Origin of the sequence: Klebsiella sp. D-Nf1 (assembly GCF_002810515.1) — a bacterium.
Classification (GTDB): domain Bacteria; phylum Pseudomonadota; class Gammaproteobacteria; order Enterobacterales; family Enterobacteriaceae; genus Klebsiella; species Klebsiella variicola.
Window position 1 is genome coordinate 499,549 of sequence record NZ_PIOK01000003.1, and the last position, 13,695, is coordinate 513,243.

Genomic DNA, 13,695 nt, shown 5'->3' on the forward strand with positions numbered 1-13,695 from the left:
GAAATATTCTTAGTGAGAATGTTGGTTGGCTTAATATTTGCGGTGTGAATTTAATTACCGGACTATAACGTTAAGTTCTGCTTAATATATCTTATTGTCGACAGGGGCGCCAGCGGTCCTTGTTATCTGGCGCCATTATGCAATGAGATTATTCTTGTTCGCCCATCATGATATGCAGCTTTTCTTTATCTGGCAGACCGACCACCTGCTGTAACATATTATCCTTATTCATATAGTAAATGGCTGGCGTGACGTTGGCCCCCAGCTCGTCCATCAGCTGCTGATTAACGTTGAGTACTTTCATTTTCTCCGGCGGAATAGCCTGCGGGATCGTCAGGGCCATTTTCCCATTCGATTGCTCATAATCATGCCAGGTCTTCGCCGGATCCTTGGTGGCCAGAATCGCGGCGGCGGTGGCCGGGCTTTCGGGCTTGATCACCCCCACCAGCAGGGTGCGGATCTGCACTTTACCGGCTTCCACCCAGGGGCGGGACTGCTGCCAGAACTGTTTACAGTAGGGGCAGAAGGGATCGGCAAAGACATACAGCACGATGGGGGCGTCCTTATTGCCATCCTGCAGCCAGTGGGCGCTGGCCATCTTCTTCCACATCTCCTGTCCTGCCGGCGTGTAGAGCTCTTTTTGAAACAGCTGCTCGCTGAGGTTGTTGCCGTTCTCGTCATACATATAGCCGGAGATCGCGTGTTTACCGTCCGGCGTGAGGTAGATGGCGACCCCCATGTCCTGGTATTTACCCAGCCAGCCTTTCATTCCCCCCGGCGCCTCAAAGGGTTTTATAATGGTAATGCCCTGTTTTTCAATCGCTTTTACCGGAGCGGGGAGCTCCTCCGCCTGGCTACATAACGGAAAAAGGCTGAGCAAGAGAAGACGCTTTAACATGAATATTCCTTGTAAAATCAGCAGGAAAGGGCAAAACGATTGTCGAACCTATCACAGTCATAGGCAAGATCAGCAGAATGACGGATTGCCCTTTGCTGGCGTGGGTGATGTAATCCTGGATGCTGTTACATTAAGGTAATGTAGAGCGCAACACATAGCCAGTCTGACTGGCGCTGAACCTACCTTCGGGTATTTCAGGTAACGGGGCCGCCTGAAAGGGTGGCCTTTTTACTTTTGTCGCGGCAAATGATGCGAAAAACAGCGAACAGCGCTGAACGCGTCGACAGGTTCACAGAGTTGTCTTGTTCCGGTTGTTAGATAACGCTTATTGATTCGATAATGTAAACGCATTGGTCGGGTCAGGAAAAATTCGTTAACTTAGACCTCAACGAAAACACGGAGGAAGTATAGATGTCCTTAATTAACACTAAAATCAAACCGTTCAAAAACCAGGCATTCAAAAATGGTGAATTCATCGAAGTCACCGAGAAAGACACCGAAGGCCGCTGGAGCGTCTTCTTCTTCTATCCGGCTGACTTCACTTTCGTCTGCCCGACCGAACTGGGCGACGTGGCTGACCATTACGAAGAGCTGCAGAAGCTGGGCGTAGACGTTTACTCTGTGTCTACCGATACCCACTTCACCCACAAAGCGTGGCACAGCAGCTCTGAGACCATCGCGAAAATCAAATACGCGATGATCGGCGACCCGACTGGCGCCCTGACCCGTAACTTCGACAACATGCGTGAAGATGAAGGTCTGGCTGACCGTGCCACCTTCGTGGTTGACCCGCAGGGTATCATCCAGGCGATCGAAGTTACCGCTGAAGGTATCGGCCGTGATGCGTCTGACCTGCTGCGTAAAATCAAAGCGGCGCAGTATGTTGCTTCTCACCCAGGCGAAGTCTGCCCGGCTAAATGGAAAGAAGGCGAAGCGACACTGGCTCCGTCTCTGGACCTGGTCGGTAAGATTTAAGTCTGTTTGTGCACGGCGGCGCTACGCTTGCACGGGCCTACAAGATTGTAGGCCGGGTAAACGGCGTGCCACCCGGCAATCAATGGGCGCTTTGGCGCCCATTTTATTCCAACACCATGATGCAAGCGCATTCAGGCCGCCTGGACGAGGCCGCTTGCATGATGATGTTTTAAGCCCAGGAGATAACAATGCTCGACACCAACATGAAAACCCAGCTCAAGGCCTACCTTGAGAAGCTGACCAAGCCTGTTGAGCTGATTGCCACGCTGGATGACAGCGCTAAATCGGCAGAGATCAAGGAACTGTTGGCTGAAATCGCTGAACTGTCAGACAAAGTCACCTTTAAAGAAGACAACACGCTCGCGGTACGTAAGCCATCATTCCTGATTACGAACCCAGGTTCCGACCAGGGTCCACGCTTTGCGGGCTCCCCGCTGGGCCACGAATTTACCTCGCTGGTGCTGGCGCTGTTGTGGACCGGCGGTCATCCGTCGAAAGAGGCCCAGTCGCTGCTGGAGCAGATCCGTGATATTGATGGCGATTTCGAGTTCGAAACTTATTATTCACTCTCCTGTCATAACTGCCCGGATGTGGTGCAGGCCCTGAACCTGATGTCGGTGCTCAACCCGCGCATCAAGCACACGGCGATTGACGGCGGGACCTTCCAGAATGAAATTACCGATCGCAACGTCATGGGCGTTCCTGCGGTGTATCTGAATGGTCAGGAGTTTGGTCAGGGGCGAATGACGCTGACGGAAATTGTCGCCAAAGTGGATACCGGTGCGGAAAAACGCGCAGCGGAAGAGCTGAACCAACGTGACGCTTACGATGTGCTGATTGTCGGCTCCGGCCCGTCCGGTGCGGCCGCGGCGGTCTACTCTGCGCGTAAAGGTATTCGTACCGGCCTGATGGGCGAGCGCTTCGGCGGTCAGGTGCTGGATACCGTGGATATCGAAAACTATATTTCGGTGCCGAAAACCGAAGGCCAGAAACTGGCCGGCGCGCTGAAAGCGCACGTCAGCGACTATAACGTCGATGTGATCGACTCCCAGAGCGCGACCAAACTGACGCCAGCGGCGACAGAGGGCGGCCTGCATCAGATTGAAACCGCCTCTGGCGCGGTGCTGAAGGCGCGTAGCGTCATCATTGCCACCGGGGCGAAATGGCGCAATATGAACGTACCGGGCGAAGATCAGTATCGCACCAAAGGCGTGACCTACTGCCCGCACTGCGACGGTCCGCTGTTTAAGGGCAAACGCGTAGCGGTAATTGGCGGCGGGAACTCCGGAGTAGAAGCCGCTATCGACCTGGCGGGCGTCGTAGAGCATGTGACCCTGCTGGAGTTTGCTCCAGAGATGAAAGCCGACCAGGTGTTGCAGGATAAAGTCCGTAGCCTGAAGAATGTCGACATCATTCTTAATGCGCAGACCACGGAAGTGAAAGGCGATGGCAGCAAAGTCACCGGCCTGCAATATCGTGACCGGGTGAGCGGTGATGAGCATCATGTCGCGCTGGCGGGGATCTTCGTCCAGATTGGCCTGCTGCCTAACACCACCTGGCTGGAAGGCGCCGTTGAGCGCAACCGCATGGGTGAGATCATCATCGATGCGAAGTGCGAAACCAATGTCAAAGGCGTATTCGCCGCTGGCGACTGCACCACCGTGCCGTACAAGCAGATTATTATCGCGGCAGGGGAAGGGGCAAAAGCGTCGCTGAGCGCCTTCGACTACCTGATCCGCACGAAAACCGCATAACAAGTCAGACAATAAACCTGCATAACAAAGAGGCTACCCCAGGGTAGCCTCTTTTTTTATCCTTTATTTCGTCACGCTTACCTGACGACCATCACCGGGATATGGGCATGGCGGATCACGCTCGAGGCATTGGATCCGAGCAGGTGGGTACTGATGGACGGGTTGCGTGAGCCAATCACCACGACGTCGGCGTTAATTTCGCTGGCCAGTTCGTTGACCATATCGCGCACGCTGCCGAAACGGACATGCAGCTTGATACGCGATGGGTCAATGCTGAAATGGCTGACCATCGTCTGCAGACGGGTTTCCGCCTCATGCTGCAGGTGTTCTTCAAACCGCCGCAGATCGGCGGTAAAGCGGCTCATGGTGAAGCTCGCAGAACCGGGTAATACGTGGAGCAGATGGATCACCCCGTCCTGCTGGGCCAGAAACTCCGCATGCCGGACGGCCTTATCGCTCAGCGCCATCTCAAAGACATCAACGGGCATAATGATAGTCTTATACATATGCATTCCTCCTTGTTCGTTTGCGTCTATATCAACATATTATATGCGGATATAGTGTCATTCAGGTCGCAAAACTGTCAGTCAGGCAGGTGCAAAGCGTAAAAAAAGGTTAGCGGGGGAAGAAACAGCAGAAAGAGGATGTATGGACATCCTCTGAATAAAGCGCGAAACGCCTCAGGCAGCAGGGATTAGCGGTGGAATTCGCCAGCGGCTTCCGGCTGGTACAATAGCTCCAGCACTTCCAGGTGTGTCGATGCACCGCCCGGCAGCTCCCAGTGAATGGTGCTGCCGACTTTCAGACCCAGCAGCGCGGCGCCCACCGGCGCGAGGACGGAGAGCTGGCTGGCGCTGTCAGTTACCTGTGACGGAAACACCAGCGTCCGCACGCGCTCTTCGCCGCTGGTTAAATCGCGGAATTTTACCTTACTGTTCATGGTGACGACGTCATGCGGCATCGCTTCCGGCGCCAGCATTTGCGCGCGGTCGAGCTCGTCATTCAGGGCATCGGCAACCGGTAAGTTGGCGAAAGCCGGCTGCTCCAGCAGCCTGTCGATACGTTCGGCATCCAGTTCGTTAATGATGATTGCGGGTCTGGTCATTGCATACTCCATGTTATCCAGGAACCTGTCCGTAAAAGAAAACCCTCGCCGAAAAGGGCAAGGGTTAAGGTTTTACCATCATACTGAGAGTTGCCGGCGGTTTGAAGTGATGAAACGCACATTCAGCGTGCAACGCCACCCGGAGGGCGGCGTTTTCTGCTCAGCACGTCGCTTTGCGCTACTCACCAACCTTATCCAGGATAAACTGGGTTCCACAGTTGCCCGGGTGAGGCTGTGGCAGAAAGGCGGAAGTGGCCAGCGGGGCGTTAATCGTGGCGGCGTTGAGGGAGATTTGCATCTCAGTCAGATAGGCCGGATTACCGTTACAGGTTAATTTAAACGCCTTCACGCTTTGTGGACCCCAGGCGCGGGCCACCGCGGCATCGAAGTCGGCGCGGCTGACGGTTTGACCATAATGCTTCGCGAGGAAATCGCCTACCGGGCTATGCTTAATTTCCCCATTCAGGCGCACCATGGTGCCAAAATAGCTATCGGGATCAAAGCCGAAGCAGACGCCATGTTTGGCGTATTCGTAGCGCTCCAGGCAGGAGGTGCCGCCCGAACCCGGCATCACGTTATTGAGCTTATTGGCCATCTCCAGCGACAGGCCGGTTTCCGCTGCCTGGCATTTGCGGTTCGCTTTCACTTCCGGCATGTCGGGCACCGGGCGCGTGGCGCAGCCGTAGCGCATCCAGCGTCTTTCATCCACGCCGCGTGCGGCAATCGATTTTGGCAGTCCGGGCCACAGGCCGTGCACGGTCAGAAAATCGGCTTTGTTCGCCGTGTCCTGTTGCAGGCGGCACTCTTCCGGTTCGCTACGGTTGCGGTCAAGCATGCTCTGACAGAATCCGGTTTGCCAGGAGAGGGCAAGGACGTAGCGGTCAAAATCAGCGTATCGCGTCGCGGTGAGCGGTTCAGCGCCGGCCTGAGTGGCGGTGAGCACAAGGGCTATCGCGGCGAAATCCTTCCTGAACATGTTTATTCCTGATTGTGGATGACAAAAGATAACGGGGAGTTATTAAAGCATAAAAAAGGCGCCTGCTGGCGCCTTTTCGCGTGGTTAGACCATTAGTGGACTGCGCTGCCGGGCACCAGAATCTCAGTGGCGATAATCACCACCAGCAGGCCAACCATCACCGGCACGGAGGTGCGTTTAACCACTTCGAACGGCGAAATTTTCGCCATCCCGGCAACGGCGACCACTACCCCAGAGACCGGCGATATCGTGCGGCCGAGGTTAGAGGCCTGCAGCATCGGAATCGACAGGTAAGCCGGATTGATGCCGGAAGAGTGCGCCAGCTTGGGGATCATCTCAACAAAGGCATAGAACGGGGCATTACCGGAGCCGGTAGTCATCGCCGCCAGCATGGTCAGGATCACCAGCACCAGCATCAGAATAATACTGGCCGAGCCGAACGACGTGGCGATGGAGATCAGCCCGTTGATAAAGCCGATGGTGCTTAACCCCTGGGCAAAGACGCCGGCAGCGACCAACAGCATTACCACGCCGGCGAAGGCGTCAGCCATCCCGCGGTAGGCGACTTCCAGCCCGCTGAAGACATTCTTGGTGTTAAACCCGCGCAGGAACTCAAGGATCGCCGCCAGCAGCATGCAGCCGACGAGGATAGTGATAATGTGCAGTTCCGGTCCCCATTTACCATCAAAGATCAGTACGCCGATGATCGGGGTAAACGGCAGAATGGCGTACAGCGCCGGGGCGGTGGTGGTGATGTCGTTGACATCCAGCATTTCGTGGGAAATGTTCTCTTTTTTATCCAGATAACGCTGCCAGAAGAAGTGGGCAATCGCCATGCAAATAATGGCCGCGATGGAAATAGGCAGCGTGGTCTTGAAGGCAAAGTCGATCAGCGGCATTTCAGCGGCTTTCGCCGCCAGCACGACATCGCCAGAGGTGGGCGAGAGGATAATGGCCGCTGGTGAAGCGCAGATGGCGGCAGCCGCCCCGCGACTGATACCGACGTTCACCATCACCGGGAACAGCGTCGCCATCAGCAGCACGCCAAGGCCGGTCGCCGAGGAGACCGCCAGCGACATCAGGCAGGCGACAAAGTAGGCGGCAATCATCAGCAGATACGGCGAATTAATATAGCGCAGCGGCTTTGACGCTAATTTCACGACCATGTCATTGGCGCCAATATGGGTCATATAGGTGGCGAAGCCGCACAGCATCATAATCATCATACCCAGATCGCCACCGCGGCTCATGAGTAGAATCTTAATGTATTCAATAATATCGGTAGCGGAATAGCCGGTGCTGTCGGTGTTTCCCGGCAAGACTTTGTGCCCCAGCAGGGCGCTGACGATCAATAAGATTAAGCCCCCGACGAACAGCACCCCGGTGGCCGAGTAGCCCTTAATGATATAGCGGGCGACGCCCACAATGACCACAATCCCGATCAGGATCTCAACAAACGTCAGCATTTATTACCCCTAAGCCCAAAGAATATGTAGATAAAAAGCGTCACACCAAATTTTAATGTGCGAATGTGCCGAAAAAACGGACAAAACTCGCTGATGCAAATCAATAAAGCGATAAGAACTACGTGTCACCCGTCTCGCCTGGATATAATCACCAGATGGATAGTTAAAAGGTTCTGATGGTCACCGGGCGAAAATCAGGAGTTTGCCTTATTTCGTTCAACCTGTATTGAGGCTATCTTTGCTACTTTAGGCGGCTTTTAAATGAAAGTGGTAATGGAAAAGTGTTGATGTTACGTCGTTTTTCACTGTTTTCTCTTGGTTTTTTTGGATGGTTGTTGGTATCCGTAAACGCCAGCGCGTCGTTTTCATCGACCCTCAGCGAAGGTTACCATACCTTAAGTAATAACGTGGCGCAGACCTGGAATGAGCCGGAGCACTATGACTTGTACGTTCCAGCCATCACCTGGCACGCGCGGTTTGCCTACGATCAGGAAAAGATTGATAAGTATAACGAACGCCCCTGGGGGGCGGGTTTTGGTGTCTCCCGCTGGGATGACAAAGGAAACTGGCACGGCCTGTACCTGATGGCGTTTAAAGATTCTTTCAATAAGTGGGAGCCTATCGGTGGCTATGGATGGGAGAAAACCTGGCGGCCACTGTCTGACCAGAACTTCCGTCTTGGCCTCGGCTATACCCTCGGGGTAACGGCGCGCGATAACTGGAACTACATTCCTATCCCGGTGATCTTGCCATTAGCATCAATAGGTTACGGTCCAGCAACCTTTCAGATGACCTATATTCCAGGCACTTACAATAACGGTAACGTTTACTTCGCCTGGGCTCGTATACAGTTTTAATTCGCTAAGTCTTAGCAATAAATGAGATAAGCGGTGCGTCTTGTGGAAAAACAAGGACTAAAGCGTTACCCACTAAAAAAGATAGCGACTTTTATCACTTTTTAGCAAAGTTGCACTGGACAAAAGGTACCACAATTGGTGTACTGATACCCGACACAGCATTAGTGTCGATTTTTCATATAAAGGTAATTTTGATGTCTAAGATTAAAGGTAACGTTAAGTGGTTTAATGAGTCCAAAGGATTCGGTTTCATTACTCCGGAAGATGGCAGCAAAGATGTATTCGTACACTTCTCTGCAATCCAGTCCAACGGTTTCAAAACTCTGGCTGAAGGTCAGCGCGTAGAGTTCGAAATCACTAACGGTGCCAAAGGCCCTTCTGCTGCAAACGTAATGGCTATCTAACCAACACGTCAGTAGAATATAAAAACCCGCTTTAAGCGGGTTTTTTTTTGCCTGTTTTCAGGGTCTTAACGGCTGGCAGCCTGCGAGAAAAGCCAGAAGGCGGCCGCTGTCATAGCAAACGACCCCAGCAAATTCACCAGCACGTTGAGGAGTGCCCAGCTCACCCGTCCCTGTTGCAGGAGAAAGACCACTTCTGCAGAGAAAGTGGAGAAGGTCGTCAGCCCACCGCAGAATCCGGTGGTAATCAGCAACTTCCACATCGGGTCAATATCGGTTAGACGATTAAACCACGCCAGCCCGGCGCCAATCACAAAGGCACCTACCAGGTTGGCCGTCAGCGTCCCAATCGGGATAGCATGATGCACAGGATTGAGCTTCATGCCGAGCCACCAGCGCAATACGCTGCCGGTGCCACCGCCGATAAAAACGGCGCAAAGAAGTTGAAACACGGTTGTTTCCTGCTATTTGATATAAGAGAGCCTCAAGTGTAGCGCGCGACGGGCGCGGTTGGCTATTCATAACCTGACGGAGAAAAACATGCGGGTAGCGGCAGGACAATTTGCCGTCACGCCAGTATGGCGGACGAATGCGCAGACCTGTGTGGCGATGATGCAACAGGCTGCGCGTGAAGGGGCGGCGCTGCTGGTGCTGCCGGAGGCGTTGCTGGCGCGGGATGACAACGACCCGGACATGTCAGTGAAATCGGCTCAGTCGCTGGATGGGGAATTTTTGCAACTGCTGCTGGCTGAGAGCGGGCGTAACCGTTTGACCACGGTTCTGACGCTGCACGTGCCGTCAGGAGAGGGCAGAGCGACCAATACGCTGGTGGTATTGCGGGGTGGCGAAGTGATAGCGCATTATCACAAGCTCCATTTATACGATGCCTTCGCAATGCAGGAGTCGCGGCGGGTGGATCCTGGCCAGCAGATCCCGCCGGTGATTGAGGTGGCAGGATTACGCGTTGGCCTGATGACCTGCTATGATCTGCGCTTTCCGGAACTGGCGCTATCGCTGGCGCTGAACGGGGCGGAGCTGCTGGTACTGCCCACCGCATGGGTGAGGGGGCCGCAGAAAGAGCACCACTGGGCGACGCTGCTGGCGGCGCGCGCCCTTGATACCACCTGCTATATCGTGGCGGCAGGCGAGTGCGGGACGCGGAATATCGGCCAGAGCCGCATTATTGATCCGCTGGGAACGACGCTGGCGGGGGCAGGGAGTGAGCCGCAGGTGATCTTTGCCGATGTCTCCGCGGAATACCTTGCCCGGGTTCGCGAGCGTTTGCCGGTGCTGCAGAACCGACGATTTGCGCCACCGCAATTATTGTGATGTTTTTTTAAACAAGGCTTGATTCACCTTGTTACAGATTGCTATTGTGTCCGCGCGTCAAATACCCGTATTGTTTATCCGAATAATTCGCTGTGCACGTCAGGATGGACACCCCTGCACTACCTCCTTGAGGAGAAGGCTCTGGGCCGAATCACGCAGCCCACGCACAGGTGGATTACAATATGACGGATAAATGCGTGTATGATGGCGTATTCGCAGCTTGTATAGAGAAGAAGGTTAGCTATGGGTGAGATTAGTATTACCAAACTGCTGGTAGTCGCAGCACTGATTATCTTAGTGTTTGGTACCAAGAAATTACGTACGCTGGGCGGCGACCTGGGTTCGGCTATCAAGGGCTTTAAAAAGGCCATGAACGAGGATGACGATAGCGCGAAGAAAGCCACCGTGGAAGAAGAAGCGCCGGCGCAGAAGATCTCTCATAAAGAGTAATTGATCCGATGCGTCCCTCCGGAGGGATGCTGGCGGAACGGCGAAGAGGCCGCGACGAATATCGTTGCGGCCTTTGTCGTTTTTGGCGATGCCGCGCAGAAAAGATGCAACGAACTGTTACGAAAACGCGAAGCAGAGGAAGCGGAGAGGGGCCGCTGCGGCGAAAAATCGCGCAGCGGCAGAAGCGGCAGAAGCGGCAGTTACTTCACTTCCATCCCTTTAGCCTGCAGGTCGGCATGGTAGGAAGAGCGAACGAAGGGACCGCAGGCGGCGTGGGTGAAGCCCATCGCCATTGCTTCCGCTTTCATCTCTTCGAACTCTTCCGGGCTGACGTAGCGCTGTACTGGCAGGTGGTGACGGCTCGGCTGCAGATACTGACCTAACGTCAGCATGGTGACGCCATGGCGACGCAGGTCGCGCATCACTTCAATGATCTCGGCGTTGGTCTCACCCAGACCGACCATCAGGCCGGATTTCGTCGGGAGCTCCGGGTGCGCTTCTTTAAAACGCTCCAGCAGCTTCAGCGACCAGTTGTAATCCGCGCCCGGACGCACCTGACGATAAAGACGTGGTACGTTTTCGAGGTTGTGGTTAAAGACGTCCGGCGGGGTCACCGTCAGGATTTCGAGCGCGCGATCCATACGGCCGCGGAAATCCGGCACCAGCGTTTCGATCTTAATTGACGGGTTTTTCTCGCGAATGGCGCTAATGCAGTCGGCAAAATGTTGCGCTCCGCCATCGCGCAGGTCGTCACGGTCCACTGAGGTGACCACGACATAGCGCAGACCCATATCGGCGATGGTTTGCGCCAGCTTCTGTGGCTCGTTCGCATCTGGGGTGACCGGACGTCCATGCGCAACATCGCAGAACGGGCAGCGACGGGTACAGATCGCGCCGAGGATCATAAAGGTCGCGGTACCGTGGTTGAAACATTCTGCAAGGTTCGGGCAGGAGGCCTCTTCACACACGGAGTGCAGGCCGTTCTTACGCATCGCTGCTTTGATACCCTGGATACGGGACGAATCTGCCGGAAGTTTGATTTTCATCCATTCCGGTTTTCTGAGCAGAGCTTCACGCTCAGTTGCCACGTTTTTCACCGGGATAAGGGCCATTTTATCGGCGTCGCGGTACTTAACACCGCGTTCCATCACAATGGGTTTACTCATAGCGTGCGTGTTCCAGTTGCGAGTCACGAAGGAAAGCGAATTAATTCAATGAAATGTTGCAATTATCAACTATTTTTGAATCAAGAGCAGGCAGTATACCATTGAAAAGGGGCAGAAAGCAGCCTGCCTGCCTCGCAAATTGTAAAATAGTTGTTGTTTTATCCTTTTCCTTTCCGTGCGCTACGCCTTAAATGCCTGGATTACCGTCTCGATAATCTCTTTCAGCAACGGCTCCTTCCCACTCTGTTTATTGTAGTGCAGTGCGACATTAATTTTTTCGTCCTGCAGGGAGTGAAAATCCAGGGTTTGCAGTGGCCAGAGTCGGGATACCATAGCGAACAGGCGCTCGGTGGTCAGCCCCAGCATGTCGCTCTCGGCGATCATGGCTGCCTGGGTCAGCAGGTTAAAGGTGCTGAATCCGCAGCGTCGTTCGCCCATCTCTTCCTGCAGTCGGCGGTGAAGGGTGGGGTAGCGCTGGCCTTCCGGCAGCAGCAGCGCAAACTCATACTGAGCGAGGTGAGCTTCATCCTGCGGGCCGTGCAGCGCGGGGTGTTCAGCACGGCAGTACATCCGCACCCGATCCTGGTACAGCACGTGATGGCTTATCGCCTGGCCGCTGTGCAGATGAGTGTCAATTAACAGATCCACCTGGCGCTGGTCGAGCTGTCGCGCGGCGTCGGTGATGGCGATGTTGTGCAACAGGATCTGCGGAAAGGCCGGTTTCAGCGCGCTGGCCACGATTGGCATCAGCAGCGCCCCCATCCCTGGCGTGGTGGCGATAGTGATCACCCTCTGCTGGTGGGGGCTACCGGCGATATCCAGTGCACTGAGGAAAGCCTCCATACCCCGGCTGATGTACTGATGAAGATGGGTGGCATACGCGGTGGGCATCACGCCTTGCCCCTTGCGGATAAACAGCGGGTCAGGAAAAAGCGCCCGCAGTTTGTTAATCGACTGGCTAATAGCCGACGGCGTGATATTCAGTATCTTAGCGGCGTTGACGATGCCTTTATGGACGTAAACGGCTTCGAAAATAGTTAACAGGTTGAGGTCAATATTGCGCAGGATGCGAAACATCTGGCGGTCATAACGTTCATCCTGTCGTTCAGGGGATTCTGACGGAGACGTATTCTCTGGCACGCGATGAGTCCGGTTGGGAATGATAGGGCAAGTATAGCGGCCCACCGCATCCCGTACGTGACAATTGATTGCAAAAATAATGTGTTAATCGTTTAGCGCCCCGCCGCCTGCGGGGCACTGATCTACCGTTTACGGCTGGGGGAGATATTCGTGCGGGGGATGGTCCAGCAGCGCCAGCAGATTGGCGACCAGCCGCGGGGCGACAGTCTGCGGAGAGACCTCTGGCTGCCACTGGCGCATTTGCGTCATCTCCATGCCGGCATAGCCGCAGGGATTGATGCGCAGAAACGGCGCGAGATCCATCGCGATATTGAGCGCCAGGCCGTGGAAGGAACACCCTTTGCGGATCCGCAGTCCCAGTGAGCAGATTTTGCGATCGCCGACGTACACGCCTGGGGCGTCGGCGCGGGGATGCGATTCGATGCCATACTCGGCCAGGGTATTGACGACCGTTTGCTCCAGCAGCGTCACCAGCTCGCGCACACCCAGCTTGCGGCGTTTAAGGTTCAACAGGACGTACATCACCTGCTGTCCTGGGCCGTGATAGGTCACCTGGCCGCCACGGTCGCTCTGGATCACCGGAATATCGCCGGGCACCAGCACGTGTTCCGCTTTGCCAGCCTGGCCCTGAGTGAAAACCGGGTGATGTTCCACCAGCCAGATCTCGTCGAGGGTGTCTTCATCGCGGGCGTTGGTGAATTCATGCATCGCCTGCGAGATGGGTTCGTAAGGTTGCAGGCCAAGCTGCCGGATAAGAATTTTATTGTGCTGCAAAACAACATCTCCGCCGGGAAGAGAGGACTCAGGGCGGGGAGTATATCACAGCAGGGCAGAAGGGGATGAAAGGACCCGGCACGGTAGCCGGGTCGAGGAAAAGGTTACAGCACCATCCGTACGATATCGATATTGCCTAACTCTTCGTACAGCGTTTCCACTTGCTCAATGTGGGTGGCGTTGATGGTGATGGAGACCGAGTGGTAGTTACCTTTGCTGCTCGGTTTTACTGACGGCGAGTAATCACCAGGCGCATGGCGCTGTACCACTTCCACCACCTGATCAACCAGCTCCGGCAACGCCTGCCCCATTACTTTGTAAGTAAAGGGTGTAGGGAATTCCAGCAGTTCGTTAAGTTTGGTTTTCATGTCAGCTCCGGTGTTACGACAAAATAATAACTCCCA

16 protein-coding genes are annotated in these 13,695 nt (G+C 54.7%); 6 read left to right on the forward strand and 10 right to left on the reverse strand.

Annotated elements, in window-relative coordinates:
• Positions 1–148 precede the first annotated feature (148 nt).
• Positions 149–898 carry a thiol:disulfide interchange protein DsbG gene (dsbG, locus tag CWM54_RS16170; protein WP_100697781.1) on the reverse strand — a complete coding sequence of 250 codons (750 nt, stop codon included), beginning with the start codon at positions 896–898 and terminating at the stop codon, positions 149–151.
• A gap of 411 nt (positions 899–1,309) precedes the next feature.
• Between dsbG and ahpC the strand changes: the two genes are divergently transcribed.
• Both ahpC and ahpF read left to right on the forward strand, forming a co-directional pair.
• A complete protein-coding gene (ahpC, locus tag CWM54_RS16175; RefSeq protein WP_002894394.1) occupies positions 1,310–1,873 on the forward strand; it encodes an alkyl hydroperoxide reductase subunit C in 564 nt (187 codons plus the stop codon).
• 188 nt (positions 1,874–2,061) lie between these two features.
• Positions 2,062–3,627: an alkyl hydroperoxide reductase subunit F gene (ahpF, locus tag CWM54_RS16180; protein ID WP_008805622.1), complete on the forward strand. Its 1,566-nt coding sequence runs from the start codon at positions 2,062–2,064 to the stop codon at positions 3,625–3,627.
• 77 nt (positions 3,628–3,704) lie between these two features.
• On the opposite strand, the gene uspG is transcribed toward ahpF, so the two are convergent.
• The 4 genes from uspG to dcuC form a co-directional block, all read right to left on the reverse strand.
• Entirely contained in the window at positions 3,705–4,133 is a 429-nt protein-coding gene (gene uspG / locus CWM54_RS16185; RefSeq protein ID WP_002894401.1) for a universal stress protein UspG, read from the reverse strand.
• Between the two features lie 188 nt (positions 4,134–4,321).
• Entirely contained in the window at positions 4,322–4,732 is a 411-nt protein-coding gene (gene rnk, locus CWM54_RS16190; protein ID WP_008805623.1) for a nucleoside diphosphate kinase regulator, read from the reverse strand.
• Between the two features lie 178 nt (positions 4,733–4,910).
• The gene (gene rna, locus CWM54_RS16195; protein WP_061155359.1) at positions 4,911–5,708 is read right to left on the reverse strand and encodes a ribonuclease I; all 798 of its coding nucleotides are present in this window, start codon (positions 5,706–5,708) and stop codon (positions 4,911–4,913) included.
• A gap of 92 nt (positions 5,709–5,800) precedes the next feature.
• On the reverse strand, positions 5,801–7,174 hold the full coding sequence (gene dcuC / locus CWM54_RS16200; RefSeq protein WP_008805625.1) for an anaerobic C4-dicarboxylate transporter DcuC: 1,374 nt from the start codon (positions 7,172–7,174) through the stop codon (positions 5,801–5,803).
• A gap of 335 nt (positions 7,175–7,509) precedes the next feature.
• Between dcuC and pagP the strand changes: the two genes are divergently transcribed.
• Positions 7,510–8,031, forward strand: a complete 522-nt coding sequence (pagP, locus tag CWM54_RS16205; protein WP_319823392.1) for a lipid IV(A) palmitoyltransferase PagP — start codon at positions 7,510–7,512, stop codon at positions 8,029–8,031.
• Between the two features lie 194 nt (positions 8,032–8,225).
• Entirely contained in the window at positions 8,226–8,435 is a 210-nt protein-coding gene (cspE, locus tag CWM54_RS16210; RefSeq protein WP_012542460.1) for a transcription antiterminator/RNA stability regulator CspE, read from the forward strand.
• A gap of 65 nt (positions 8,436–8,500) precedes the next feature.
• On the opposite strand, the gene crcB is transcribed toward cspE, so the two are convergent.
• Positions 8,501–8,884 carry a fluoride efflux transporter CrcB gene (gene crcB / locus CWM54_RS16215; RefSeq protein ID WP_074386548.1) on the reverse strand — a complete coding sequence of 128 codons (384 nt, stop codon included), beginning with the start codon at positions 8,882–8,884 and terminating at the stop codon, positions 8,501–8,503.
• Between the two features lie 88 nt (positions 8,885–8,972).
• On the opposite strand from crcB, the gene CWM54_RS16220 reads away from it, so the two are divergent.
• Positions 8,973–9,761, forward strand: coding sequence for a deaminated glutathione amidase (locus CWM54_RS16220; RefSeq protein WP_074386547.1), 789 nt, complete (start codon positions 8,973–8,975; stop codon positions 9,759–9,761).
• Between the two features lie 243 nt (positions 9,762–10,004).
• Positions 10,005–10,211, forward strand: a complete 207-nt coding sequence (gene tatE / locus CWM54_RS16225) for a twin-arginine translocase subunit TatE (RefSeq protein WP_008805630.1) — start codon at positions 10,005–10,007, stop codon at positions 10,209–10,211.
• Between the two features lie 200 nt (positions 10,212–10,411).
• On the opposite strand, the gene lipA is transcribed toward tatE, so the two are convergent.
• The 4 genes from lipA to ybeD form a co-directional block, all read right to left on the reverse strand.
• Positions 10,412–11,377 carry a lipoyl synthase gene (lipA, locus tag CWM54_RS16230; RefSeq protein WP_061155356.1) on the reverse strand — a complete coding sequence of 322 codons (966 nt, stop codon included), beginning with the start codon at positions 11,375–11,377 and terminating at the stop codon, positions 10,412–10,414.
• Between the two features lie 180 nt (positions 11,378–11,557).
• Entirely contained in the window at positions 11,558–12,517 is a 960-nt protein-coding gene (locus CWM54_RS16235; RefSeq protein WP_071839108.1) for a YbeF family transcriptional regulator, read from the reverse strand.
• Positions 12,518–12,646: 129 nt separating this feature from the next.
• Positions 12,647–13,291 carry a lipoyl(octanoyl) transferase LipB gene (gene lipB / locus CWM54_RS16240; protein ID WP_100681457.1) on the reverse strand — a complete coding sequence of 215 codons (645 nt, stop codon included), beginning with the start codon at positions 13,289–13,291 and terminating at the stop codon, positions 12,647–12,649.
• A 104-nt stretch (positions 13,292–13,395) separates the two neighbouring features.
• Entirely contained in the window at positions 13,396–13,659 is a 264-nt protein-coding gene (gene ybeD, locus CWM54_RS16245) for a DUF493 family protein YbeD (protein ID WP_002894474.1), read from the reverse strand.
• Positions 13,660–13,695: the final 36 nt, after the last annotated feature.